The organism is Pseudomonas sp. OVF7, from assembly GCF_030644265.1.
Taxonomy (GTDB): Bacteria; Pseudomonadota; Gammaproteobacteria; order Pseudomonadales; family Pseudomonadaceae; genus Aquipseudomonas; species Aquipseudomonas gorinensis.
Genome location: NZ_CP128996.1, coordinates 4073524 through 4100190, shown reverse-complemented (window position 1 = coordinate 4100190; position 26667 = coordinate 4073524). Strand labels below are relative to the sequence as shown.

Genomic DNA, 26667 nt, shown 5'->3' with positions numbered 1-26667 from the left:
CTGGGGCAAGGATCCTGTCCCGGACGCGTCGGTCAGTTATGCGGGCGCGCGTCTCTATCCTCTGAGCGGGGTAGAGACCGCCGTCCTATACGAACGCCCACCAGCGCGGCAATAACTGGCGCACCTGGGGTTGGCCAAACCGATCATCGATCAGCATCACCACGCCCCGGTCGTGTTCGCTGCGGATCACCCTGCCCGCCGCCTGCACGACTTTTTGAATGCCGGGGTACAGGTAGGTGTAGTCGTAACCCGCACCGAAAATCGCGCCCATCCTGAGCTTCATCTGTTCGTTGACCGGGTTCAGTTGCGGCAGCCCCAGGGTGGCAATAAAGGCGCCGATCAAACGGCTGCCGGGCAAGTCGATGCCTTCGCCAAACGCTCCCCCCAGCACCGCAAACCCGATGCCTTGGCTGTGTTGGGTGAACTGGTCGAGAAAGGCCTGGCGTTCAGCTTCGGCCATGCCTCGCGCCTGCAGCCACAGGGCAATCGCCGGGTGCCGTTGCGCCAGTAACTGAGCCACTTGTTGCAGGTAATCAAAGCTCGAAAAAAACGCCAGGTAGTTCCCCGGTTGTTGCGCGAACTGGCTCGCGATCAAATCGACGATGGGTTCCAGCGAGGCTTGGCGATGCACGAACCGAGTCGAGATTTCATCGACAATGCGCACCCGCAACTGCTCGGCCTTGAACGGTGATTCCACATCGACCCACGCCGTGTCTGCCGGCAGGCCCAGCAGGTCGGCGTAGTAGTGGCGTGGGCTGAGCGTGGCGGAAAACAGCACGCTGCTGCGTGCCGCCGTCAAGCGCGGCCGAATGAATTCGGCGGGCACCACATTGCGCAGGCACAAGGTCGAGCGGCTGCGTTTGCCGCCGAGCGAATGCTTGCTGATGTCGAAGATAAAGTGCTCGTTGAACAGCTCTGCCACTTTGGCAAATTGCAGCGCTTCGAAGTAGAAGGCTTGCAGCTCGCCCGCCAGGGATTCGGGGTGGTCATTGAAGTGGTCGCCCATGGCGCTGATGCACAGGCTCAGGGCCTGGAGCAGTTTGTCGGGCCGGGTCGCATAGGCCTGGTACGGTGCGACCTGTTCCTTGTGCAACGCATTCCACTCGCGGTTGAGGCGCTGCAAGGGTTTCTTCAGTGGCTCTGGGGCGCTGTCGCGCAGGGCCTGGAGACTGAACTGGCTGAGGCTTGCGCTGTACATCGAGCGGGCGCGTTCCACCAGGTTGTGGGCTTCATCCACCAGCACCGCCGCGCGCCATTGGTTGAGCTGGGCGAGGCCGAACAGCATGGCGCCGAAGTCGAAATAGTAGTTGTAGTCGGCCACGACCAGGTCGGCCCAGCGCGCCATTTCCTGGCTCAGGTAATACGGACACACATGGTGGGCCAGGGCGACTTCGCGCAGGTTGCGCTGGTCCAGCAGACGCACGCTTGATGCCGCCTCACGGGCGGCGGGCAGGCGATCGTAAAACCCCTTGGCCAGCGGGCACGAATCGCCGTGGCAGGCTTTGTCCAGGTGTTCGCAGGCTTTGTCCCGCGCGACCAGTTCAAGGACGCGCAGGGGCAAATCGCTGCTGGCGTGCAGCAGCTTGGCCGCATCCAGGGCAAGTTTGCGGCCGGGGGTCTTGGCGGTGAGGAAGAACACCTTGTCCAACTGCTGCGGCGCCAGGGCCTTGAGCAGCGGGAAGATCGTGCCCACGGTCTTGCCGATACCGGTGGGCGCCTGGGCCATCAGGCAGCGGCCAGTGCTGACGGCCTTGTACACCGACTCCGCGAGGATTCGCTGGCCGGGGCGGAACTCGGCATGGGGGAACCCCAGGGTTTGTGCGGCGTGGTTGCGCGCTTCGCGGTGCTGCATTTCCTGATGGGCCCACTCCAGGAACCGCGCGCATTGCTGGTTGAAGAACGCTTCCAGGTCCGCCGCCTGGAAGCGTTGATTGAGCAGGGTCTCACCCTCGCCGACGATGTCGAAATACACCAGCGCCAGGTCGATCTGCGTCAACCCGAGCTTCTGGCACATCAACCAGCCGTAGACTTTGGCCTGGGCCCAATGCAGTTGCCGATGGTTGGCAGGCTGGGCGTCGAGGTCGCCGCGATAGGTCTTCACCTCTTCCAGGCGGTTGTTGTCCGGGTCGTAGCCGTCCGCCCTGCCCCGCACCTTGAGCTGCTGGTATTCGCCCTCCAGCGCCACTTCGCTCTGGTAGTGCGCACTGCGCCGCGCGGCAACGGTGCGGTGCCCGGCAATGCCTTCCTGGGCGCTGGGCGAGGGGGTGAAACGCAGGTCCAGGTCGCCGACCTTGGCGGTGAACTCACACAGCGCCCGCACGGCCACGCTGTAGCTCAAGGGGTTGGCTCCGCCCAGCGCACGTAGCAAACCGTGACTGGCATCTGGTATTGGCCACAGAACTCCAGCCAACGCAGCTGGTTGTCTTGCAAGCGGTCGCCGGGGCCTTTGACTTCGATCATGCGGTAGGTTTTTTCGGCGGGCCAGAACTGGATCAGGTCCGGCATCCCCGCACGGTTGGCGCGGATATCCAGCAGCAGCCGCTCGAACCAGTGCCGCAGGTGTTCAGCGGGTAAGCAGGCCAGGGCCTGTTCGAGCAATGCCTCGCTGAGCAGGTTCCAGAACACGAACGGCGACTGGATCCCCCACTTGTCCACGTAGCGCTGGCGAATGGTTGCCTTGTAGCGCTCATCCTGCAATTGCGCGAAGGCAGCCGCAAACAGCGGCGCACGCCGTGAATGGAAATCCTCGCTGTGCAGGTCCGCCGGCCCGCGCTGGAACGGGTGGAAAAACGCCCCCGGCAACGGTGCGAAGATCGCGTCCCAGCACAACAGGCCGAACAGTGAATTGATCAGGCCGTTCTCGACGTAATGCACGGGTGCATCGGGTTCGCTCAGGTGCGCCTGGACGCAGTACTCCACCGACATCAAGGGTTCCGGCGGGGCCAGTGCCAGGTCCAGGCGCGGGACGTCGCGCGGCTTGGCCTTGGGCAAGCGCGGTTGCCCCAGCTTACGTTGCAGGCGCGGCAAGACGCGCAACAGGTGTTGCTGTTCGGCGGCACTTTCCGGCGCCTGTTGGGCGGCGCAGGCCAGCGCCAGCGCTTGAGCATAAGCCTCCTGGCGCTCCAGCACGCGGATCAGTCGCGCGCGTGCGCCGGGGTAGGCACACGCGCGGTAGATCTGCTCGGCCATGGCCAACTCGGCATTGCGTTCGCAATACTGGCCGACTTGGAACAGCAATTTGGCCCGGCGCTTTTGCAGCCAAGGGTTGTCGGTGTGCAGCGTGGCGACCTGCGCCAGTAGCGTGTCCAGCGCCTCGCCGGCTTCAAATGCCTGTTGGCACTGGTGCAGGAACAGAAAACCGAGCACATCGTCGCGCGTGCGCAAACCACGGGACTCGGCGCAGAACTCGACCTTCTCATAGGTGTAGATGCCCAGGTCCGCCAGCACGAATTCCGACCAGTCCTGGTGCAGGTTGCCGAAGAACATCAGGCGCAGGCGGTCACACAGGTCCATCACGGTCAGGCTGTACAACCTGTCGGCGAGCCCGGGGCACCAGTGGGCGAAGCTGCGGCTTTCGGTGAATTGCGCCGCCAGGGGTTCAAGCCAGTCGGCCTTGTTGCCTTTGGGCTGGTCGATCCACGCCTGGAACACCGCGAGCATTTCGCTTTTTTGCAGCAACGCAAACAACTCGTGGAAGGCCAGCGCGCACCGGTCGTCGACCCAACCCAGTTCCAGCAAGGGGCGTACAGCGGCATGGGGGCAGCCGATCTCCTGGTAGGTGAGCTTGCCCGCGCGAAAATGCACACCCTTGCGCATCACCATGCGCACCAACAACGCCTGGGACGCCTGGGGCAACCTGTCAAATTGCTGAATGAAATGCTGTTCATCCGTGTCGAGTAAATCGGCGTAGCGATGCCCCAGCCAATCCAGCACTTGGCGGAAGTTATGCAGGTAATACAGGGGATCGTCGAGGGGATTGGCCATGGCGCGCAGTGATCAAATACTGGTTATGCATACAGAGTGCCGTCGCAAACGCGTTGTTGCAATCGGTAATAGATAAATGGCCCACGCAACTTTTTGCATAAAAGTGATCAGATGGAGAAGTTGATGGCGTACCATTTATTGCCCGCAGCCACAGGCGCGGGACTTTTTCAGGGTTAAGGTAAGGGTTATGAACATGAAGAATTTGAGTCTGCCACTGGTTGCACTCACTTTTCTGGTATTGGCCGGTTGCGCGACGCAAACCGTAGTGACGCTGCAAAATGGCACACAGTATTTGACCAAGGACATTCCAAAAACCAAGACCGCCGACGGGTTTTATGAGTTCACCGATATTGCCGGCAAGCACATCCGCGTCAAGGCCGACGATGTGGCAACGGTGCGCAAGGAAGACTGATTTCCAGCGCCAACACTGATCAAATATGGGAGGTCCTTAGCGCTGTCGCACAGCAAACTGGCCGCCCTGTGGCGAGTGGGCCTGCTGTGCTGAGCAGGCTTGTGTGGTGAGCAGGCCTGTTGTGGCGAGCGGGCTTGCCCCGCGTTGGGGCGCGAAGCGGCCCTAACCCCAGGCACCGCGGTTTTTCAGAAAGAACAAAGAACTTGGCGACTTTGTTGGGGGCTGCTTCGCAGCCCAACGCGGGGCAAGCCCGCTCGCCACAACAGCCCCCTCCCACAGTTTCAAGCGATAACAATCCCCTCCCCCGACAGCCCGACCACCCCCACCAACGTCACCGAATCCGCGCCAAAACTGATCACCGTATCCGCGCCTACCACCTTGGCGTGATCACGATAATCCGCACTGCCCTGCACATCCGTGAACACCAGCTTGTCGGTGGCTTGATAGCCGATAATCCGGTCCTGGCCGAAATGCCCGTTGAACAGAAACGTGTTGTGGCCGCTGCTGTCGCGGATCGTGTCATTGCCCTTGCCGCCTTCGATAAAGTCCGCGCCCTTGCCGCCCTGGATCAGGTCATTGCCGTCGCTGCCAATAATGAATGTGTTGCCCTTGTGCGCCTCGGCATTGCGGTTAAGGTCCTGCACCCAGGTGTTGGCCCGCGCCGGGTCGGACAGGTTGGCGACGATGATCGTCGAATCGCGGCTCATCTGCGCATAGAAACCCGATTCCACGATGCGCGTCATCCCATCGCCATACCCCGTGGGCAAATGCGAGATCCAAGTCGGCAGGTTGGTGATGGAAAACGGCAGCACATTCCATAGCGTCGAGGCGTAGTGGTCGTTGAAGCTGACGATATTGTCGGTGGTCGATTCATGGGGTTGGTCATGCACGCCCAACGACGACCAATTGAAGGAGGAGCCGTCCAGCGCACGGAATACCGGGTCGTTTTCATAACCGATATTGAGCACCTTGTCGCCGGCGCTCTGGGTCGGCGAGGCGTAGGCCACGTAGTTGGCGTCCTGGTAGAAACCCGCCCATTTGCCGCTGCTCAAGTCGGCCATGCTGTTGACCGCCAGGCCGCCCAGGCTGTGGCCGCTGACCACCACGTCGTGGCCGCTGAGGCCGTGGGCGCTGGCATAGTCGGCGACGTTCTTGAGCAGGCCGCCAAAGGCTTCGCCGGCATAGTTCTTCGCGTAATCCTTGGGGCCCAGAGCGGCGAGCAGATCGCTGACCAGATCCCCTATGGAGTCGCTGATCAACGTTTCCCGAGGGCCTGAAGTACCGCGAAAACCGATACCGATTTCCAGCAACTTGCCGGCGTCATCGTACTTGCCCAGTACCTCGACCTGGGCCGTGGTGTAGCCGGCCTTTTCGCCGAAGAACGTGCCTCGGGCGTCGACCTTGCCGGTATAGCCCAGGGCGCTCGCGCTGATGGGCGTCCAACCGGCCTGTTGCACAGCGTCCAGGGCGGCTTTTTCCGTGTCCGGGTTCCAGGGAATGCCGGGAATCACGCCCTGGGAATCCGTACTGCCCAGCAGGGCACCGACCAGCGTGGCCGGCAAGCCGAGCCCCAGGCCGTTGTGCTGGTAGCCCACGGCAAAGCCGTTATCCAGGTTGTGGTAGGTATACAGCGTGATCGCCATGGCATCGGCGAACAACGCTTTGGAGCCTTCGGCCCCGAGGTTTTTATAGTCAAACACGCCCATGGTCTTGCCTCTCTGTTGTTGGAATTGTCGAGAAAGTCAATTACTGCGGTGCCGGCCCGAACGCCTCATCCACCTTGGCCAGGTCGGTGTCGCGCAGGTTGCCGGCGTAGTAATGCAATTTGGTCCAGGCCATCAGGTAGTCATAACGCGCCTGGGCCAAGTCGCGCCGCGTGCTGTAGAGCTGTTGCTCAGCGTTCAACGCATCGAGGTTGACCCGCTCGCCACCGAGGATGCTTTGCCGGGTCGACACCACCAGCGCTTGCGCCGAGGTCAGGGCCTTTTGGTAAGCGCGCAGTTTGCTGACACCGGACAGGCAGGCACTGAACTGCCGACGCAGCTCGATCAGGGTTTCGCGGGTCTTGCCTTCCAGTTCGTACTCGGCCTGCTCCATGGCGCGGCTGGCCTGGCGGGTGGACGCCGAAATACCGCCCCCGGCGTACAACGGCAGGCTGACTTCGACGCCGATGGTGTTGGTGTCGTAGCGCTGGTTGTAGGTGTTGCCGCTGTCGGACTCCTGCTGGCGCGAGCTGGCATACGCCATGACCTTCGGCAAATGCCCGGCGCGGTTGCGCTCCACTTCGTAACGCGCCACTTCCAGGGCCTGGCGCTGGGACGCGAGTGTGGGGTTGTTGCTCACCGCCAGTTCATGCCAGCTGTCGTAGTTGGCCGGCGTCAGCGTGAAGGCGGCGAAGCTTGGGTTCAGGGGCGCCAAATCGGTGATATTGACGCTCTGTACGCCGATCAAGGCGCCCAGCTCTCTCAACGAGGCGTCCTGCTCATCCAGCGCCTGGATTTCTTCAGCGGTGGCCAGTTCATAGCGCGATTCGGCTTCGAGGATATCGGTCCGCGTGCCTTCGCCTTGCTGGAACAGGTGCCGGTTCTGCTGGAACTGCTGCTCGAAGGCTTTTTTCTTGGCGCGGGCGATATCGATCTGGTCCTGGGCAAACAGTGCCTGGGTGTAATAACTCAGCACCCGCACCAGCAGCGCCTGGCTCTTGTCGCGAAAACTCTCATCGGCAAACAACGCTTGGGCCACGCCCTTGCGGTAGTTGGCGTAAGCCTCGTAGTCGAACAACGGCTGTTGCAGGCTGAACGTGGAGCCGTAACTGTTGTAGTTGCGGTCATCGTGATAATTGCCGCCACGCCCATCGGGCAAGGTGGCCTGGGAGTTGTTGCGGCCCTTGTTGTAGGTGTACGACAGCTTGGGCAGCAGGCCGGCGCGACCGATGGTGCGGTTTTCCAGGCCGGCATCGCGCTCCTTGATGGCGCCGAGAAACACCGGATCGTTGCGCAGCGCCTGTTCATACACATCGAACGGGCCCATGGCGGCCTGGGCATTGGCGCAGGCCAGCAGCAAGGTGATGAACACTGGCTTCATGCTCATTCCTCGGTCAACGCGGAGCCGGCGCGATCGAGCAACGGCTTGAACAGGTAATTGAGCAACGAGCGTTCGCCAGTGCGCACGAACATCTCGGCAGGCATGCCCGGCTTGATCACCAGGCCGTGGAGTTTCTCCAGGGCCGCCTCGCTGACGACTGTGCGCAGCACGTAATACGGGGCGCCGGTTTTTTCGTCGAGCATCTGGTCGGCGGAAATCAGGCTCACTTCCCCCGGCACACGTGGGGTGCGGCTCTGGTTGAAGGCGGTGAACAGGATATCGACCGGCAAGTGGGTGCCGACCTTGTCCACCAGGTGCACCGGCAAATGCCCTTCGACTTCCAGGCGCGTGCCCTGGGGCACGATTTCCAGCAGGGTTTCACCGGCACGCACCACGGCGCCCTCGGTGTGCACGCTGAGGTTGACCGCGATGCCGTCGGCCGGTGCGTTGATCTCGCTGTGTTGCAGATCGAAGCCGGCGGAGGTGAGTTGCTGCTCCAGGGTCAGGCTGCGCAACTGTGCGTCGGCCAGTTGGCTGCGGACTTCCTTCTGGTATTCCTCGCTGTGCTGCTGCAGCTTAAGGCGCGATTCAAGGATGCCCTGCTCCACCCGGCCGCTTTCGCCGGTGTTCTGCGCCAGGTCCTGTTGCACCTGGGACAACTGGCGCTGGTACTCCATCAAGCGGTTGCGCGGGATATAACCGTTGTCGGCCAAGGGTTGCAGGTTGCTCAGTTGGTCGCGCAGGGACTGGGCCTGGGCGGTCAGGTCGCTGCGCGCACGGCGCATGCCGTTCAGTTGCGCGCTGGCACCCTCGATATTCGCGCGAATGCCCGCCTGTTCACGGGCAAAGGCTTCGCGCCGGCTGCTGAACAATTGGCGCTGGCCTTCCAGGACCAGCGCCAGTGCCGGGTCGGGGCTGTTGCTCAGCTCAGCGGGAAAGGTGATGGCCGATTGATTGTCGCGTTCGCTCTGCCACCGCGCGACGCTGGCCCAGGCCATGCGGTACTGGGCTTGCAGGGACTGCACGTCGGCCTGGTGCTGGGTCTGGTCGAGACGGAACAGCGGCTGGCCTTGCTTCACCCACTGCCCTTCCTTCACCAGAATCCGACTGACCACGCCGGGGCTGAAGGTTTGCACCGCCTTGCGTTTGCCCGACACCACCACCGTGCCCTGCACCGGGATGCCCTGGTCCAGGGGCGCCAGGCTGGCCCAGAGGAAAAAGCCACCGGCACCGACCACGCTCAGCAGCCAGCCCATGCGCGCGAAGAACCGGGCGTCGCGTTGTTCATGAATCATGCTGACATCCTTACTGCTTGACGCAAAACCTGTAGGCGCGAGCTTGCTCGCGAAAAACTCACCGTTACCGCGTGTATCCAATCAGGGCGCGTCATCGTTAACGCCCTTCGCGAGCAAGCTCGCTCCTACCTTGGGGCGGGTGCTCCCTGTGGCCGGACAACGCCCGCAGTACTTCCTGGCTTGGCCCGAATGCCTGCAAACGCCCTTCGTTAAGCACCAGCAACTTGTCAGCCTGGGCCAGCGCCGAGGACCGATGGGTGACCAGGATCACACTGCTGCCCTGGGCCTTCATCTGCACGATGGCGCTGGCCAGGGCGGCTTCGCCGACGGTGTCGAGGTTGGAGTTGGGTTCATCGAGCACAATCAGGCGCGGCTCGCCATACAGTGCACGGGCCAGGGCCACCCGTTGTTTCTGGCCACCGGACAGGCCGCCGCCGTTGTCGCCCAGGACCGTGTCATACCCGTGGGGCAAGCGCAGGATCAATTCATGCACACCGGCTTGTTGCGCAGCCTTCACCACACGCTCGGGGTCGGCATCGCGAAAGCGCGCGATGTTGTCGGCAATGCTGCCGCTGAATAGCTCAATGTCCTGGGGCAAATAGCCGATATGCGGGCCCAGGTCGCCACGGTCCCAGCGATGGATATCCGCACCATCCAGGCGCACCGTACCGGCCAGGGTCGGCCACACGCCCACCAGCACGCGGGCCAGGGTCGACTTGCCAGAGCCCGAGGCGCCGAGCACCCCCAGCACGTCACCGGCGCCCAGGTTGAAACTGACTTGATGCAAGGTGGCGATGCGTCGCCCTGGCGGCCCAGCACTGACCTGCTCAAAACTCAGCTGGCCCTTGGGCGCGGGCAACGCCATGTGCTCGACTTCAGGCGGGAACTCGCGCAGCAATTCATCCAGGCGCTGATAGGCCAGCTTGGCCGAACTCCATTGCTTCCACACCGCAATCAGTTGGTCGATGGGGCTGAGCACGCGGCCCATCAGGATAGAACCGGCGATCATCATCCCGGCGGTCATATCCCCGCGGATCACCAGCAGCGCACCCAGGCCCAGCACCAGGGATTGCAGGCACAGGCGCAGGGATTTGCTCACTGAGGTGACCACCGAGCCGGTGTCACTGGCCTGGTTCTGCAAGCCGAGGAACTGCGAGTGCACGGCAAACCAGCGCTGGCGCAGGGCGCCGAGCATGCCCATGGCCTGGATGGTCTCGGCGTTGTGTAAATGGCTGGTGGCCAGTTGGGTGGATTGCTGGGAGAAACCACTGGCCTCCCCCAGCGGCTTTTTGGTCAGGTATTCGTTAAGGCACGCTAATGCAATCAGCAACACTGCGCCGGCCGTCGCCAAGACGCCCAACCACACGTTGAACAGGAAGATCACAAACAGGTAGATGGGAAACCACGGCGCATCGAAAAAAGCGAACAGCGCCGGCCCGGTAATGAATTGGCGGATATGGGTCAGGTCGCCCAGGGCCTGCCCGGCATGCCCTTGGCCACGTTGCAGGTTGCGTTCGAACGCGGCTTTATAAACGCGTAAGTTAAAACGTCGCTCCAACTGGCTGCCGATGCGGATCACGATAAAACTGCGGATGACTTCCAGCGTGCCAATAAACGCAAAGAACCCCACGACCATCAGCGTCAACATCACCAGGGTTGTTTCATTCTGGGAAGACAGCACGCGGTCATACACTTGCAGCATATAAATGGACGGCACCAGCATCAGCAGGTTAATCAAGGCGGTAAAACAACCCACGCTGATCAATATGCTCTTGTATTCACCCAGCGCCTTGAATAAGGGCGCAACGCCTTGGGGTTTGGCCATATCTCTTGCTCTTCCCTGAATCAAATTACGCGCATAAGTTGCCCGAGCCCCTGGTCGGGGCCAGCCAACTAATAACATCGAGTGATCGCGTTATAACCAATAACTAAGGGGCGCGTTGCAATACCACTTCCGTTCCGGAGGGTGTGCGGCCTTTGTATTCGCCATCCTTCTGGCGATTCAAATGGGTGATCCCGGTGCCTTCGGCATTCATCAGCCAGATACCGTCGGGCGTCGGCGACCAGCTCAGGGGTTTGTCACCCAGCCATTGCGTCACACAAGCCACATCACCGCCCAGGGCATTGGCCGGTTCCAGCAGGTCGAGGGCACACACCTGGTCCTGCTGGTGCAACTGCCAATGCCCGGCCAATTGGGCGCTCGTGGGTAAAACAAGACTGCTCGCCATTGCGTGGGCTCCTGCCGACATGACCATCGCCTGCAACACGCAGGCGATCAAGTTGAAAAAACGCTGCATCTTCACGCTCCATCCAACAGGCGCGGCGCCGAAACGCCGCGCCCTTGTATCACGCGACGATATCGCTGACCGCTGCCTGGCCGACCGTGGTGACGAGGAAGTCCGCCACGCCGTGCCCGGAGAAGTCCACCGCCAAGGTACCCAGATTGGTGCCCGAGGCATAGGTCAATACCGCATCGCCGGCATGCCCGGTGAACGCGTTGACGAAGGTCAGGCCCGCGCCTTTGGTGATGCCGGACAGGTCGATCTTGTCCGAACCCGAGGTGAAGTCAAAGATCTTGTCCGCCGCCCCAGGCTTGGAATCGGAACTGGCACCGAACACAAACGTGTCGTTGCCGGCGCCGCCCCACAGTTGGTCGGCACCGCCGCCGCCGTAGATGAGGTCGTTGCCGGCCCCGCCCTTGATCACGTTGGCGGCGTTGTTGCCGATGATCAGGTCGTTGCCCGCGCCACCGAAGGCGTTCTCGATGGTCACGCCCTTGGCGATCGAAACGTTACCCACCAGGCCGCCCACATCGGAGAACGAGGCTTCATTGAGGTTGATCTTCTGGTTCTGGGTAAAACCGGAGAAATCCAGGGTGTCGTTGCCACCACCGTCCCATACCGAAAACACCAGTTTGTCGGCGTTGGAGGTGGCGCTGAGGAAGTCACGCCCGGTGTTGGAGTTGAACCCGTAGGTGGTGTCGCCGGCGCGGGTGTTGTAGTTGGCACCGTAGAGCTTCTGGATCGCGGCGATGTCGTCGATCAGCGGGCCGGAGGCATAGGCTTCAACCCCGCCTTTACTGAAGTTCTGGTTGGTGTTGCTTTCGCTCCAGTAGCTCATGAGGCTGTAGCCGCGCGTGTCCTGTCCATAGGTCGCGTCGTTGTAGGTCGGGTTGCCGTTCCCGGCGTTGTAGTCGCCAGGGTGCGCCAGGCCCAGGGTGTGGCCGATCTCGTGGGTCAGGGTCTGCCGGCCGTAGTTGTTCAGGTCCGGGGTCTTGTTCGGCGTGTAGCTGTTGTTGGTCAGGTACCACGACGTGCCGTCATAGCCCGCACCGGTGCCAGGCAGGTAGGCAAAGGCTGCCGCGCCGTCCTGGCCGCTGCTGTAGTTGCCGAACGTCATATGAGCGTCACCGCCGCTGGCCTTCTCGGTGAAGGTCACGTTGGCCACGTCCGACCAGGATTGCATGGCCAGGGCGGCCTGGGCTTTCTGCTGGGCGTTGAACTGGCTGAAGCCCGAGATACCGTGTTTGTTCAGGGTGCTCGAGGAGGCCGAGGTCAGGAAGGTGTAGGTCAGGTCGATCTTGCCGTTGCCGTCAACGTCCCGGTACGCGGCGCCGTCGCGCAGCAATTGGGTGGCTGCCTGGTCAACGGTATAGGAGGGTTTGCCATTGATCGTGAGGTTGCCGCCACGGTCATACAAATGGCTGAAGCTATCGATTTGCGAGTAAGCGGTGCTGGCTTGCGCCGCCGACACAATAGCCTTGTCTTTTACTTTTGACATAAACGTACTTCCTTGTTTGCAAGTGCATCAGTTTTTATCGATAGGAACCCCGCGGGCGAGATCGTCCTATCACTCGCCTCTTTTGAAGGCGTATCGAAACTGACACAATTTGAAAACTTTCGTCTACCTCTATTTACACAGTGGAAAAATCATAGAGGAGCAACTTAGAGAAGTCATAAGCCGTGTTTGTTGGGGGCCGATTGCTTTTGTCCGACAAAATAACCAGGGCTGTTATTTAAATATTAAATACGGGTAAAGCCGCTCAAGTAGAGCGGCAAACCCCATTAAGGGATCCACTGTATTGTCACGGTGTCATTGGCACTATTCATCTAGCCCGTTATTACACTTACATCATTAAGTACATGCCCCCTATTACCGGGACACACTCCAGCCGGCTTTGCCCAATGCCTGTAACAGTGTTTCGCCGTTCAAGCCCGGCACTTGCACACCGTCGTCCGTCGTCATGTCTTCGCCAGCCAGCATGGCGTTGATGATCGCCTCCTCCACTGCCTCCGCCGCCGCGAGGAACAACGGTGAAATATGGTCGTTATTGACCATCTGCAACGCGGTGCTGAACGGCAGGCCCTTGCGCCCGTAATCCGCGGGCGGCAAATCCTGGTTGCCAGTGGCGAAGGCCAGGAACAGGTCGCCGCTGGAGTCCTCGGTACCCCCGCCGGTACGGGCGATGCCAATGGAGGCGCGCTGTGCCAGGCGCTGGCATTGATGCGGCAACAACGGCGCATCGGTGGCCAGGATCACCACAATCGAGCCCATGCCCGGCGTGCCACGCTCGGCAAACGGTGACGGGATGTCCATCAAATGGCGGCCTGCCGGGTAGCCGTCGACCCGCAGTTCCTGGCGCTTGCCGTGGTTAGCCTGCACCAGCACGCCGACGGTCCAGCCGCCCTGCTCCGCTGGCAAGCGGCGCGACGCCGTGCCGATGCCACCCTTGAACTCATGGCAGATCATCCCGGTGCCGCCGCCCACAGCGCCCTCCTGTACCGGGCCCGGTTCGGCGTTGTTCACCGCCTCGCGCACATGCGCAGGCTTGATGTGCTGGCCCCAGATATCGTTGAGCAGGCCGTCATAGGTTTCCATCACCACCGGCATGCACCAATACACCGCCGGGTCCGCCAGGCGTTCGCGCTCCAGGGCGATCAACGTATCGCGCACGATGCCGATGCTGTGGGTGTTGGTGATCGCCAGCGGCGTCGTCAACAGGCCGGCTTCGTTGATCCATTCCAGGCCGGTGGCGTCACCGTTGCCGTTTAGCACGTGGTAACCGGCAAAACACGGCTGTTGCCGCGCCTCCCCGGCGCGCGGCTGGATAACGCTGACACCGGTGCGCACCTGCTTGCCGTCGATGCGGGTCTTGAGCGTACTGTGGCCGACGCGAACGCCGGGAACATCGGTGATGGCATTCAATTCGCCGGGCGTGCCCAGCCCCAACGTAATGCCCAATTGACGTGCACGCATACCCACTCCTTACAATTTCTGAAACGCCGGACTCAGCCGGCCACTGATGCAATACAGGATCACCGACACCGCCAGCAAACCGATGATGATCATGATGTCGCGAACCGAGGAAGCCACCAGCAAGGTCACAAGCAGGTACCCCGCGCCCAGCACCGCGAGCAACGCCGGCAGCGGCCACAAAGGCATGCGATAGGGATGCTCGCGGTCGCGCAGCAGCACCCGGCTCATCAGCGCGCTCAAGGCCACCACCAGGTACACCAGCATGATCAGCAGCACGCTGAACGACGTGAGGTCCGCCAGGTTGGAGCTGAAACTCAACAACGCCGAGGGGATCGCCAGGAACAGCGTAGCCAACCACGGCGAGTCCCAGCGTGGATGGATGCGCGTGAACAACTGGTTGATGCGCGGCGTCCACAGCGCATCGCGACCACTGCTGAAGACCACGCGGCCGATCTGGATGACGATGGCGACAATGGCGTTGAACACCGACAGGAAGATCCCCGCACTGACCAGGCGTGACAGGGTTTCATTGCCGTGGCTGGTGAGCAGGTAGCCGATGGGGTCAGGGCTGCTGATCATCGCGCTCAGGGACGGTGCGCCAATCAACAGCGCGGTGATCGGCACAATCTCGATCACCACCACCAGCCCGAGGGACCACAGCACAGCCTTGTGCACGCCCTTGCCGCCGCATTTCATGTCTTCGGCGAGCAACACCGCCGGGCCATAGCCATTGAACGAGAACAGGCCAATGCCCACCGCACCGATCACCAGGGCCCAGGGCGCCAGATGCAACACACCGTTTTCGACGATCTGCGGCTGGAACAACACACTGACCGGTTGCACCGGGTGGCCGAAGCCGATAAACACGATGACCAGCAAGGCCGCCACTTCCAACAGCAGGCAGGTGCCGGTGATCCAGGCGTTGAGCTTGATATTGAGGATGCCCAGGGCGTAGCTGCCGACCACGATGACCAGGGCGACGGTTTGCGCGTCGAATTTCGTGCCCAGGGCGTTGTTGAGGTAAGTCGCTGCACCGGTGGCCAGCACCGGCGGAATAAACAGCAACATCACCAGCACCGTCAGAAACGTCGCGTAGCCGGCCATGCCACCGAATACGCGCTTGGCGTACACGTACTCACCGCCGGCACTGTTGTGCGCCCGACCCAGTTCGGCGTAACAGAAGGCGAACATCAGCGCGAGCAAACCGGCCATCACAAACGCCAGGAACACACCACTGCCCGCCTGCTGGATGGCAAACGGCGCGATGACAAATACGGAACTGGCCGGGGTCACCGCCGAAACGGTGATGGCAACCACATCGAAGACGCTCAGGGTGGGTTTGAGCACGCCGTCTGGCGCGGGAGAAGTACTCATATCGTTATCCTCTGTCGTTGTTTTTGGTGTGAGGCAGAAACGAAAAATGATGATCGTCCGGGATATGTTCCCCGTTGACTGATGGCGACGTTATCGGCTGAGGGCTTGTCGGCCAATTCCCCTATTGGCGTACTCCCCTTGACGACACCCGGTAAAAAGCCGAACCCTTGGCCGATCTTTTGATGGCGGGAGCCTGACTCATGAGCCTGTTCAGGGAAATCGGCATGCATGCGGGGCTGGGGCGCACGCTGGCACACATCGGCACCGAGCGCTTCTGGAAACAGCTGGTGCTGTTGCTGCACCAATGCCTGCCCTTCGATAACGCCCTGGCGATTTTCTACCCACTGGAGGGCCCGCCCCAGGCGCTGGAGGAATACGACGCACAGCCCAGCAGCAAGCCGGCGTCGATGCTGGTGTACCTCAATGGCCTGTACCTGCTCGATCCGTTCTTCCAGGCCTGTCGCGAAGGCTACGCCAGCGGGGTGTATCGCCTGGAAGAGGTGGCGCCGGATCACTTTCGCCAGAGTGAATACTTCCTCAATTACTTCCACGACAACGTGCTGGAAGACGAGGTGCAATTTATTCTGCAACTGCCCGGTGCGGGAACGTTGTCGCTGTCGTTGGGCATGCAGCGGCGGTTCAGTGGTGACGAAACCGGGCTGATGACCACCCTGGCGGCATGGGTATTGCCATTGATGCAGCAGCATTGGCAGCAAAGCACCCAGCGTGCGCCGGCGATGGACAGCCAGATCAGGGATGCATTGAGCCAGTTCGGCTGCGGCGTGCTCTCGGACCGCGAACTGGAAATCGCCCGCCTGGTGCTGCGTGGGTTCTCCTCCAAGGCCATGGCCGAGCGCCTGAATATCTCGCCGGATACGGTGAAAGTGCACCGTCGGCATTTGTACGCGAAGCTGGACATCTCGTCACAGCCGGAGCTGTTCTCGTTGTTTATCCAGTCGTTGGGGCATGACCTGGAAAACCCGTGAGACCGAGGTTGTACTCAATCCAAATGTGGGGGGGCCTCAGATAGCTGTGGGTCAGTTGCAGATGCATCAACTGACACGCCCTCATCGGGGGCAAGCCCCCTCCCACATTTTTAATCGAGTACACCAGCACAACTCCCGTTGGTTCCAAGACCGCAAAAGCCAACTGAGGCCTACCTGATGGATGCAGATCAAACTGTGGGAGGGGGCTTGCCCCCGATGGCGGTGGGTCAGCCACAAATGCATCAACTGACACCCCCTCATCGGGGGCAAATCGAATCGTCGCACCGCCCCTCCCACATTAGTTCTTCAGCGACCCGTGCGAATGGTGTTCCACACCCGCGTGCGAATCCGGTCGATATTCAGTGGCATGGCCTCCAGCGCGAATAACTTGCCCATCATTTCGTCGCTCGGGTAGGTCTTGGTGTCCGCCTTGATCTCAGGGTCTACCAGGCTATCCGCTGCGCTGTTGCCGTTGGCGTAGTGCACCGAGTTGGTGATGTCCGCCATTACCTGGGGTTCCAACAGGTAATTCATGAAGGCGTAGCCGGCTTTTTCATCGGGCGCATCGGCGGGCATGGCCACCATGTCGAACCAGATCGCCGCGCCTTCCTTGGGAATCTGATAACCGATATTCACGCCATTCTTGGCTTCCTTGGCCCGGCTTTCGGCTTGCAGCACGTCGCCGGAGAAGCCCACTGCGACGCAGATGTCGCCATTGGCCAGGTCGCCGGTGTACTTCGAAGAGTGGAAATACGCCACATAGGGCCGCACTTTCATCAGCAGCGCCTCGGCTTTCTTATAGTCCTCAGGGTTCTTGCTGTGCGGCGCCAGCCCCAGGTAATTGAGGGCGATCGGCAACAGTTCCGGGCCGTTATCCAGGATTGCCACCCCGCACTTGCTGAGTTTCTCCATGTATTCGGGCTTGAAGATCAGGTCCCAGGAGTTCACCGGCGCGTTGTCACCGAGCACGGCCTTGACCTTGTCGATGTTGTAGCCAATGCCAGTGCTGCCCCACAGGTACGGAAAACCGTGGGCGTTGCCGGGGTCGTTGTTTTCCAGGGCCTTGAGCAGTACCGGGTTGAGGTTCTTCCAGTTCGGCAACTGGCTCCTGTCGAGCTTTTTCAACGCGCCACCCTGGATCTGCCGCGCCATGAAGTGGTTGGACGGGAACACCACGTCGTAGCCGGAATTACCCGTCATCAACTTGCCATCGAGGGTCTCGTTGCTGTCATACACGTCGTAGCTGAAACCGATGCCGGTTTGTTTCTGGAAGTTCTTCGTGGTGTCCGGCGCGATGTAGCTCGACCAGTTGTAGATCTTCACCGTTTCGGCGGCCTGGCTGATAGAGGCCACCAACATCAAGGGCAACAGGGCAATGGCTTTCATGGTTCGATTTCCTGGCGGTTTTAGGGCTGTTTTTATGGCAGGCGATCAAGGATCAAAGCGTTACAGGATCAATACGTAGGTTTTGCGCACGGTTTCCTGGATATCCCAGACTCCGGTGCTGTTGGCCGGCAACATCAGTGCATCGCCGGCTTCTATATGCAGGACTTCACCGTCGTCCGGGGTGAAGGTGCAGCGGCCCTGGATAAAGTGACAAAACTCCTGGGATTTGATCTGGCGGCGCCAGCGGCCCGGGGTGCAGGCCCAGATGCCGGTTTCGACGCCATCGCTGCGTTCCACGCTCAAGGTCGACGCCACCGCGATGGGCTCCCCCAGGGGTACGGCGACCGGTGACGAGTCCGGCAGGTGGGTGTTCAGCGCGTCTTTGAATTGAGTAATGCTCATGGGTGTACCTGTGTGAGTGAAACGGCTCAGTGCATGAAACCTTCCATGAAGCCCGCCACGCCGGTCGCCAGCTTGCGGCGCCAGGGCGCGGTATTGGGGTTGGCCAATACCTGGTCTTCATGGACAAAACTACGAATGATCGCGTTGTAGCCCAGCCACCGGCACGGTTCGGGCTCCCAGGCCCTGAGCGCCTCCAGGCCACGGTCGCGGATCACCCAGGGTTGATGGGTCAGCGGGGTGTCGCGGCCCAGGATCAAGTCGGCCAGGGTGCGACCACCCAGGTTGGTGGCGCCGACGCCCTCCCCGCCATAACCGCCGGACAGCGCGATACCGGTCTTGTGATCGCACAGCATGTGCGGCTGAAAACGTCGCGACATGCCGAGGTTGCCGCCCCAGGAATGGGTAATCCGCACATTCTTCAACTGCGGGAACAGTTCACCGAACAGATAGCGACGCAGCTCGACTTCGCTGTCGGTCAAATCGAAGTTGTGGCGCAATTTGCCAGCAAACTGATAACCGCCGCGCGCGCCGAACACCAGGCGGTTGTCGGCCGAACGCTGGCCGTAGGTAACCTGCCGGCTGCTCTCGCCGAAGGCCTGGCCGTGATTCAGGCCGATCTCATCCCAGGTGCTGGCGGGCAACGGTTCGGTCGCGACGATCAGGCTTTGCACCGGCAGCTGATAACGCCCCAGGGGTGGCAACGTCGGCGCATAGCCCTCGATGGCCGGCACCACCCAGCCGGCGCGCACGCTGGCTTGGGCCGTGCGCAGGCTGCCGGACTGCCAATGGGTCACCGGGCTGTTTTCATAGAGGGTCACCCCGAGGCTTTCAACGACGCGCGCAAGGCCACGTACCAGCTTGGCCGGGTTGATCGTCGCGACATGGGGAGCGTAGATGCCGCCATAGGGCTTGGCGATGCGTATCTGCTCGGCCAGCTGTTGCGGGTTCAGCCAACGGTAATCGGCTTCGGTTAGGCCTTGGGCGTAGAGCTTTTCCAGGTAGCGGCGCAGGCTGCCTTCCTGCTCCGGGTAACGCGCCGCGCAATACAGCGCACCGCCCTTGCGGTAGTCACACTCGATGCCTTCGCGGGCCACTACCTGGGCCACTTCATCGGGGATGCCATGCAACAGGTCAAACGCGGCGCGGCGTTGCTGCGGCGCCAGGCCCGCCAGCAGGCGGTCTTCGCCCAACAGGTTGCCCATCAGCCAGCCGCCATTGCGCCCGGACGCACCGAAACCGGCGGTTTGCGCCTCGATGATCGCAATTTTCAGCTCGGGCGCCTGGCGCTTCAGGTAATAGGCGGTCCACAGGCCGGTGTAACCGGCGCCGATGATGGCAACGTTGACGTCCAGGTCATGGACCAGGGGCGGCCGCGCCTGCAGCGGGTCGTCCAGTTGATCCATCCATAAACTGATATTGCGCCATGCCGGCATGCCAGGTTCCCCTACCTCGTTTCGATAGGCTGGATCCTAGAGCGCGGTGTCAGGGGCTGTCTTGCGCGCGTGCACGCAGGGAAATTTGTTTGACGTAGGCCTTCGGCGATTGGCCCGTGTGCTGGCGAAAAGCACTGTAGAACGCCGAGAGCGAATTGAAGCCGGCGGCAAACGCCAGGTCATCCACTTTGATCGGCGGCGCGGCCTGTTCCAGCGCGACGAGCAAATGCTGGAGCCGCGCCTGGTTGACGTAGCGATAGAAGCTTTGCCCCAGCACCTGGTTCAACAGGTAGGAAATCTGATTGCGGCTATAGCCACATTCCTTGGCGACCCGTTGCAGGTCCAGCTCGGGGTCCAGGTAGGGTTGCTGCTGCTGGAAGTATTGCTGCAGGTCATTGGCCATATGCCCCAGTTGCTGAGGTGACAGGCCCAGGCGGCTGACGGTTGGGCGCGTGGCTTGGGGCGTCTGTTCGTGGACCAGCGAAGCGTACTCATTGACCCGCCAGATCAGCCCATCGCGCACGGTGATCGCCTCGCTGGTACGAAACGACACCAGGCCCTGGCCGCCGCGCAAGGTAATTCGGTACTGGATAAACGCGGTATCGCCATCGGCGCGAATACGGTCCATGTGCTCAATGGCTTCATCCGGGCCGCGGGGCATGCTGGCTTGCAGGTACTCACGCAACTGCGCGTAATCGACGACACGGTTCTGGAAGAAATCGTGGTACTGGATGTGCGGGTGATAGTAGGACATCACCCCGTCCAGGTCCCGATGGCGCCAGCATAGGTGGTGACGCAGCACTAACGCCCTCGTGGCTTGGGTGTGCTGGCAATCATCGTCAGGGGCGTTGTCGGGCATGAACGGCTCTGTGGCGGGAAAACCGTGGAGATTGCCGAATTTCGGCACAGCCTTCAATGGGCAGCCGTCACTTCAGACTAATGGCCTTTTGCCCAGATTCAAGTACGACATGACCCACGTCAAACAATGGGAAAAGAACCGCCGAACGGATCGAAAAAACTCACATTGTGGGTGTGAACGGATGCTACTTTTAAGCTCTCACGTGCCATGACCAGTGACGGTCCTGGCCCTTGCCGCGAGCTAAAGGAAGCGCTCAATGAACAAGGTGCGCAACATGAGCAAAGTGACGTTCCCCAACGCTTGCCAGCTGATGCGCTGGCATTTTCATCCAATGGGCTTCGAGGGCAGCATGGACGCGCCCGGCAGCATGGTCGCGCGCCTGTTCGATCGGGCCAGCGGCGAGACGTTGATCGCCATCGCCGGCATCCCCTGTGCCACGGTGATGAATGCCGCCGATGTCGAACGCATCATCGAGGCGGTGGAAGATGAGCTGGCCTCGTTTGTGCCGCCGCAGTCGCTGAGGGCCTGAGGCCGATCCAGCACACGGCAACCCCCTGTGGGAGGGAGCCTGTCCCCCCCACATCTGAGGTGCATTTACCGGCTAATTGCGTTGATCATCGAAAAACGCTTTCTTGCCATCCACCCGCTCCGACGCCTTGGGCACATTCACCGCTTGGCCCTCGGGCTGTTCCACGTACCAGTAGCAGTGGCTCACCGCCCGGGTGATGCCCACATAGGCCAGGCGCAGTACCTCATCCTTTTGTGCCGTGTCATAGGGCTCGCTGTCACCGTCCTTGCCCAGGCCCGCCATGCGATACACCTGGTTCTTGTAGGGCGAGCTGGTCACGTGCTGGCAATCGCCAAGCAGGAAAACCGTATCCGCCTGCAACCCCTTGGCACTGTGATACGTCAGTTGCTTGAGGCGTCGCGCGGCGGGCGGCAAGCTGGAATCCAGATTAACTACAGACTGAATATGCTCTTGAATCAGTAGCTTATCGCTGCTTTTTCGATACAGTATTAATACCGATTCACCCTTCTCATAATGCGCCTGCAACTGGCGTCCGAGTGCGGCATCATCCCGCGCCAGCACGGTGACCGGCACCAACGCCCTCGGCGCCCCGCTGGCCTTGGCCTTCTTGCCCGGAATGGCCGGCGCGGCCCGCACGATATGTTCAGCCGCATCAATGATGTGCTGGTGACTGCGGAAGTTCTCGCCGAGCATCACGCGGGTGGTACTCGGTGACGGGAATTCCTGGTTGAACGCCATGAAGTACTTGGGCGAACTGCCGCGCCAGCCGTAGATCGATTGCCAGTCATCGCCCACGCATAGCAGCGAAGAATGCTGAGCCGCGCGCCCCACGTGCATGGCCGGTCCACGGCTGCGGATTTCTCGCAGGCTGGCACGGATCCAGGACACGATCTGCGGCGATACGTCCTGGAACTCGTCGATCATCAGGTGCGACAACGGCCGCAACAGCGGATCACTCAGCAGCATGAGGTTTTCCGGGGTGTTTTCGCCGAACAGCGAGAACATCCGGTTATAGGTCATGATCGGCGGCGTCTGGTCCAGCAGATGATCTTCCAGGGCTTTCCAGAAGATGCTCAAGGCCTCGAAAAACAAGCGGTCCGGATCGTCCTTGGCGAAACTCATCTGGCCGACAGCGGTGGGCACGTCCAGACCGAGGTTCTCGATAAAGCCCGCCGCCATGACAAAACTGTCCAGCAGCGGTGCCGAGGACAACTCACCTTTGACCTTGTAATCAAAGCCGGGCCCGGCGCTGGCATCACCGGCGAGGCTACTCAGAAGCCGCTCGGATGATTGGTAACTATCTATCCATATCAATGGCTTACGGAAGAAAGCTTGAAACAGTGTGCGCTTCACTGCCCACTCTGCGCGTACCGACAGCTTGGCATTGGGGCGGCTGACCTGAGCGTTTTCCCGCGCGTCGAAGCCCAGCACCACCCAGGCATCCAGCTGGGGGATATAGCCATGGCAATGAAACTGCGCACCATTGATCTCAACGGTCTGACGGTTGGGTTCAATGCCTTTGATCGGCCAGGCGCCCGCGCGAAACCACAGGTCCTCGATCACATCGCACAGCTCTTCATCGCGCTTGGCTGCCAGTTCGGTCACCGCCATACGCTTTTGTACATCCGGGTGATCGCGCTCCAGCTCCTTGAGCTGCAAACCATGGCGCGCCAGCGGTGCGATCAGCTCGCGGAAACGTGGATGCCGCCCCTGCAACTGGTGATAACAGGCGTTCAACTGATGGCGCTGTGCTGGGTTGATGCGCAGGTCGAACGGGTTACTGTCGGCGTCCTCGACGCTGGCCCCGAGGTTCTCGAATGCCTGCAGCCGCTCGAAGCCCGGCAGGCTGCGCACCATGGGTAGGATGCGCGAATGAAAGGTACGCACCACCGCTTGGGCTTCTTTCATTTCAATAGGTTGGCCCCATAAGCTGAGAATCTCCATCAGCTTTTGAATGAAGTCCTTGCGCGACTCACGGGTAAAGGTCACCACGGTCATCGAGCTCAATTCATAGCCCAGGTAATGGGTGAGCAACAGGATACGCAGCACCAACGAGGTGGATTTTCCCGCGCCGGCGCCGGCAATCACCGAGGTGGACGGCGTGTCGCTGAAGATCATCTTCCACTGGGCAGTGCTGGGTTGGGCATGGGCCGACAGCAATCGCGCCACGTCGGCCTTGATGCGCTTCTTCAACTCGGCGGTGAGGGGCAGGCGCCAATCGTCGAACAGGTTGTCATCCACGCCGGGGGCACGGTGTTCGTCCGGGCGGAAATCACGGATCAACAGGACCTGGCGGCCTTCCTCAAGGCCATCGGCCTTACCCTCGCGATACCCATACTCCACACCCGCCTCATGCCCGCTGCGAAAGCCATCGGCCTGCCCATGCAACCAGGAAAACCGGTGCTGCGCGCGCAGGCGCGTCAAACCGTGGCCGAATAAACGGGCCGCCAGGCGTTTCAGCAGCGGCATTTCAGCCAAAGGGCGAAGTTCTGGGGGCAGTTCAGGCTGTTGTTGCGGCACGCGGACTCCTGGGGTGAGCTTGGCTTTGACGAGTGCGCCATGGTCGCCGGAATCGGCGCGCAGTTCCAGCCAATTGCTTTGCGCTCATGCAGTTAGGCGATGAAGTGAAAGTCAAAACGCCACTAATCAATCGGATTTACAGATAGGAATAAGGCAGTTTTTACGCTTTTTATCGATCATGTGCTCAGGGAAGATAGGCTCATCAATAGGAGACCGTCATGCTTGAACTTCGACCTTTCAACACTCTGGGTGGCGCCCATCATGGTTGGCTTGACGCCCATCATCACTTTTCCTTCGCCGAGTACCACGACCCCAAGCGCATGCACTGGGGCAACCTGCGGGTGTGGAACGATGACATCATCGCCCCAGGTACCGGTTTCCCGCAGCACCCGCACCGCGATATGGAAATCATCACCTATGTGCGTGAGGGGGCCATCAGCCATGCAGACAACCTCGGCAACAAGGGCCGTACCGAAGCCGGCGACGTACAGGTCATGAGCGCGGGCACCGGGATCGCTCACAGCGAATACAACCTGGAAGCCACGCCGACCAAGATTTTCCAAATCTGGATTATCCCGAACGAGGCCGGATTGCCGCCGTCATGGGGGGCCAAACCGTTTCCCAAGGGCGATCGCGAGGGGTTTGTCACGTTGGCCAGCGGCAAGGCCGGTGACAGCGAAAGCCTGCGTATTCGGGCTGATGCACGGCTGGTGGCGGCGACCCTGAAGGCTGGGGAAAGTGCCGAATACCGGCTGGACAGCGGGCGTCGCGCCTACCTGGTACCGGCAACGGGAGTGATTGAGATCAATGGCTTGCGGGCGCAAGCTCGAGATGGTGTAGCGGTAGAGGATGAGCAGGTATTGCGCGTGACCGCGATAGAAGACAGCGAAATCGTGCTGGTCGACCTGGCCTGATCTGACGCCCCGCCTGAATCAAACCTGGGGGGCAAGCCCCAATGCCCGTCAGTCAAGAGATAGAACGGGCAAATGGCGAGCCTGATTGTTGTGGCAAGCAGGCTTGTTGTGGCGAGCGGGCTTGTTGTGGCGAGCGGGCTTGTTGTGGCGAGCGGGCTTGCCCCGCGTTGGGGCGCGAAGCGGCCCCAAAACCAGCCAATGAGTTCTGCCTGAAGGAACGCGGCGCCTGGGTCAGGGCTGCTACGCAGCCCAACGCGGGGCAAGCCCTAATGCCGTTCAGTTAAGCGTACATCGCCTTCTGTAGGAGCGAGGGGGACGCCTAGTTCTTGCTCGCGAAAAACGTCAACGATAACGCGTGTTTCCTGAATCAACGCGGCGCCTGTAAGTTTTTCGCGAGCAAGCTCGCTCCTACAAAAAAGCCTTAACTGAACGGCATTAGGGCAAGCCCGCTCGCCACAGTTACAGCGTGCCGCCTTGACTGGCTGGCATTGGGGCTTGCCCCCTCCCACCTGGCGTTATTGAGTAATGGCGCCGTCGACCAGCACCTGCGCCTCTTCCACCAGTTGCTTGAGGTGATCTTCGCCAATGAAACTCTCGGCGTAGATCTTGTAGATGTCCTCGGTGCCCGATGGGCGCGCGGCGAACCAGCCGTTTTCGGTCATGACCTTCAAGCCGCCAATCGCCTGGTTGTTGCCGGGTGCATGGCTGAGGATCTGCTGGATGCTTTCCCCGGCCAACTGGGTAGAGGTCACTTGCTGCGGCGACAGTTTGCCCAGCAGGGCTTTCTGCGCCGGCGTGGCCTTGGCGTCGACGCGGATGGCGAAGGGTTCGTCCAGGGCGTCCGTCAGGCCACGGTAGATCTGGCTTGGGTCCTGGCCTTTGCGCGAGGTCATTTCTGCCGCGAGCAACGCTGGGATCAGGCCGTCCTTGTCGGTGCTCCACACCGTGCCGTCCTTGCGCAGGAACGACGCGCCGGCGCTTTCTTCGCCGCCAAAGCCCAGCGAGCCGTCGAACAGGCCGTCGGCAAACCACTTGAAGCCCACCGGCACTTCGTACAGGCGACGGCCGATGCGTGCGGCCACGCGATCAATCAAGCCGCTGCTGACCACGGTCTTACCCACGGCGGCGTCGGCGCGCCAGTCAGGCCGATTCTGGAACAGGTAGTCGATGGACACCGCCAGGTAATTGTTCGGCGCCAACAGCCCACCGGATGGGGTGACGATGCCATGGCGATCGTGGTCCGGGTCACACGCGAAGGCCACGTCGAAACGCTCCTTCAGGCCGATCAGGCCCTGCATGGCGTAGCTGGAGGACGGGTCCATGCGAATCTGGCCGTCCCAGTCGACGCTCATGAAGCGGAACGTGGCATCGACCTCGGTGTTCACCACGTCCAGGTTCAGGCGGTAATGCTCGGCGATGGCCGACCAGTAGCGCACCCCTGCTCCGCCCAACGGATCGACACCCAGACGCAGATCGGCACTGCGAATCGCGTGCATGTCGATCACGTTGATCAGGTCGGCCACATAGCTGTTGAGGTAGTCATGGCGATGGGTGGTGTCGGCCTTGAGCGCCTGGGCGTGGGTGATGCGCTTGACCCCGGCCAGTTTGGCGGCCAGCAGTTCGTTGGCCTTGGCTTCGATCCACTTGGTGACGTGGGTATCGGCCGGGCCACCGTTGGGCGGGTTGTACTTGTAGCCACCACTTTGTGGCGGGTTGTGGGACGGGGTAATGACAATCCCGTCTGCCAGGCCATGGGTGCGGCCCCGGTTGTAGCAGATGATCGCGTGGGAAATCGCCGGGGTTGGCGTGTATTCATCGCCTTCGGCCAGCATCACATGGACGCCGTTGGCAGCCAGCACTTCCAGGGCGCTGGCACCCGCGGGCGTCGACAGCGCATGGGTGTCCAGGCCGACAAACAGCGGGCCGTCGATACCTTGGGCTTCGCGGTACAGGCAAATGGCCTGGCTGATGGCGAGTACATGCCATTCGTTGAAGCTCAGGTCGAACGAGCTGCCACGGTGACCGGAAGTGCCAAAGGCCACGCGCTGGGTGGAGATCGCTGCATCAGGCTGACCGGTGTAATAGGCCGTGACCAGTCGCGGGATATCCACCAGCAACTGGGCTGGCGCCGGCTTGCCCGCAAAAGGACTGATTGTCATGCATAAACCTCAGAGAGATGGATTCGGAAAAAATGACAGTTTACTGAGAGTTGGACTACTGCGCGACGGTATCG

General features: G+C 61.2%; 20 protein-coding genes. 4 read left to right on the top strand and 16 right to left on the bottom strand.

Annotation, left to right across the window (positions count from 1 at the left end):
- Positions 1-85 precede the first annotated feature (85 nt).
- Positions 86-2338, bottom strand: coding sequence for an ATP-dependent DNA helicase (locus QU606_RS18575; RefSeq protein WP_304997308.1), 2253 nt, complete (start codon positions 2336-2338; stop codon positions 86-88).
- Entirely contained in the window at positions 2335-3984 is a 1650-nt protein-coding gene (locus QU606_RS18570) for a VRR-NUC domain-containing protein (RefSeq protein WP_304997307.1), read from the bottom strand. The genes QU606_RS18575 and QU606_RS18570 overlap by 4 nt, the downstream gene beginning before the upstream one ends.
- 187 nt (positions 3985-4171) lie before the next feature.
- Between QU606_RS18570 and QU606_RS18565 the strand changes: the two genes are divergently transcribed.
- Positions 4172-4396: a YgdI/YgdR family lipoprotein gene (locus QU606_RS18565; protein ID WP_024075578.1), complete on the top strand. Its 225-nt coding sequence runs from the start codon at positions 4172-4174 to the stop codon at positions 4394-4396.
- Between the two features lie 281 nt (positions 4397-4677).
- Here the strand turns inward: QU606_RS18565 and QU606_RS18560 are convergent, their stop codons facing one another.
- From QU606_RS18560 to QU606_RS18525, 8 genes are all read right to left on the bottom strand, one after another.
- Positions 4678-6102: a lipase gene (locus QU606_RS18560; protein ID WP_304997306.1), complete on the bottom strand. Its 1425-nt coding sequence runs from the start codon at positions 6100-6102 to the stop codon at positions 4678-4680.
- A gap of 40 nt (positions 6103-6142) precedes the next feature.
- Positions 6143-7480 (bottom strand): TolC family outer membrane protein, encoded by a 1338-nt coding sequence (locus tag QU606_RS18555; RefSeq protein WP_069076144.1) that lies wholly within the window; start codon positions 7478-7480, stop codon positions 6143-6145.
- A 2-nt stretch (positions 7481-7482) separates the two neighbouring features.
- Entirely contained in the window at positions 7483-8775 is a 1293-nt protein-coding gene (locus QU606_RS18550; protein WP_304997305.1) for an HlyD family type I secretion periplasmic adaptor subunit, read from the bottom strand.
- Between the two features lie 97 nt (positions 8776-8872).
- The gene (locus tag QU606_RS18545) at positions 8873-10600 is read right to left on the bottom strand and encodes a type I secretion system permease/ATPase (RefSeq protein ID WP_024075583.1); all 1728 of its coding nucleotides are present in this window, start codon (positions 10598-10600) and stop codon (positions 8873-8875) included.
- Positions 10601-10703: 103 nt separating this feature from the next.
- A complete protein-coding gene (locus tag QU606_RS18540; RefSeq protein WP_069076143.1) occupies positions 10704-11072 on the bottom strand; it encodes a protease inhibitor Inh/omp19 family protein in 369 nt (122 codons plus the stop codon).
- A 49-nt stretch (positions 11073-11121) separates the two neighbouring features.
- Positions 11122-12555 (bottom strand): serralysin family metalloprotease, encoded by a 1434-nt coding sequence (locus tag QU606_RS18535; RefSeq protein WP_024075585.1) that lies wholly within the window; start codon positions 12553-12555, stop codon positions 11122-11124.
- A 372-nt stretch (positions 12556-12927) separates the two neighbouring features.
- The gene (locus QU606_RS18530) at positions 12928-14031 is read right to left on the bottom strand and encodes a P1 family peptidase (protein WP_304997304.1); all 1104 of its coding nucleotides are present in this window, start codon (positions 14029-14031) and stop codon (positions 12928-12930) included.
- A gap of 9 nt (positions 14032-14040) precedes the next feature.
- Entirely contained in the window at positions 14041-15405 is a 1365-nt protein-coding gene (locus QU606_RS18525; protein ID WP_304997303.1) for an APC family permease, read from the bottom strand.
- A gap of 200 nt (positions 15406-15605) precedes the next feature.
- Here QU606_RS18525 and QU606_RS18520 point away from each other — a divergent pair, with 200 nt between their 5' ends.
- Positions 15606-16391 (top strand): helix-turn-helix transcriptional regulator, encoded by a 786-nt coding sequence (locus QU606_RS18520; protein WP_069076140.1) that lies wholly within the window; start codon positions 15606-15608, stop codon positions 16389-16391.
- 306 nt (positions 16392-16697) lie between these two features.
- Here QU606_RS18520 and QU606_RS18515 read toward each other — a convergent pair whose 3' ends face one another.
- From QU606_RS18515 to QU606_RS18500, 4 genes are read right to left on the bottom strand one after another with little or no spacing between them, the layout of a single operon-like run.
- Positions 16698-17777, bottom strand: a complete 1080-nt coding sequence (locus QU606_RS18515; protein WP_304997302.1) for a polyamine ABC transporter substrate-binding protein — start codon at positions 17775-17777, stop codon at positions 16698-16700.
- A gap of 60 nt (positions 17778-17837) precedes the next feature.
- A complete protein-coding gene (locus QU606_RS18510) occupies positions 17838-18179 on the bottom strand; it encodes a cupin domain-containing protein (protein WP_193689287.1) in 342 nt (113 codons plus the stop codon).
- A gap of 26 nt (positions 18180-18205) precedes the next feature.
- Positions 18206-19612, bottom strand: coding sequence for an FAD-binding oxidoreductase (locus QU606_RS18505; protein ID WP_024075591.1), 1407 nt, complete (start codon positions 19610-19612; stop codon positions 18206-18208).
- 49 nt (positions 19613-19661) lie between these two features.
- Positions 19662-20471, bottom strand: a complete 810-nt coding sequence (locus tag QU606_RS18500) for an AraC family transcriptional regulator (RefSeq protein ID WP_024075592.1) — start codon at positions 20469-20471, stop codon at positions 19662-19664.
- A 256-nt stretch (positions 20472-20727) separates the two neighbouring features.
- Between QU606_RS18500 and QU606_RS18495 the strand changes: the two genes are divergently transcribed.
- Positions 20728-21000, top strand: coding sequence for a DUF1652 domain-containing protein (locus QU606_RS18495; protein WP_024075593.1), 273 nt, complete (start codon positions 20728-20730; stop codon positions 20998-21000).
- Positions 21001-21072: 72 nt separating this feature from the next.
- On the opposite strand, the gene QU606_RS18490 is transcribed toward QU606_RS18495, so the two are convergent.
- Positions 21073-23520, bottom strand: a complete 2448-nt coding sequence (locus QU606_RS18490; RefSeq protein ID WP_304997301.1) for a UvrD-helicase domain-containing protein — start codon at positions 23518-23520, stop codon at positions 21073-21075.
- Positions 23521-23738: 218 nt separating this feature from the next.
- On the opposite strand from QU606_RS18490, the gene QU606_RS18485 reads away from it, so the two are divergent.
- On the top strand, positions 23739-24434 hold the full coding sequence (locus QU606_RS18485) for a pirin family protein (RefSeq protein ID WP_069076137.1): 696 nt from the start codon (positions 23739-23741) through the stop codon (positions 24432-24434).
- Positions 24435-24949: 515 nt separating this feature from the next.
- Here the strand turns inward: QU606_RS18485 and pgm are convergent.
- Positions 24950-26593 carry a phosphoglucomutase (alpha-D-glucose-1,6-bisphosphate-dependent) gene (pgm, locus tag QU606_RS18480; protein ID WP_304997300.1) on the bottom strand — a complete coding sequence of 548 codons (1644 nt, stop codon included), beginning with the start codon at positions 26591-26593 and terminating at the stop codon, positions 24950-24952.
- Between the last annotated feature and the right edge of the window lie 74 nt (positions 26594-26667).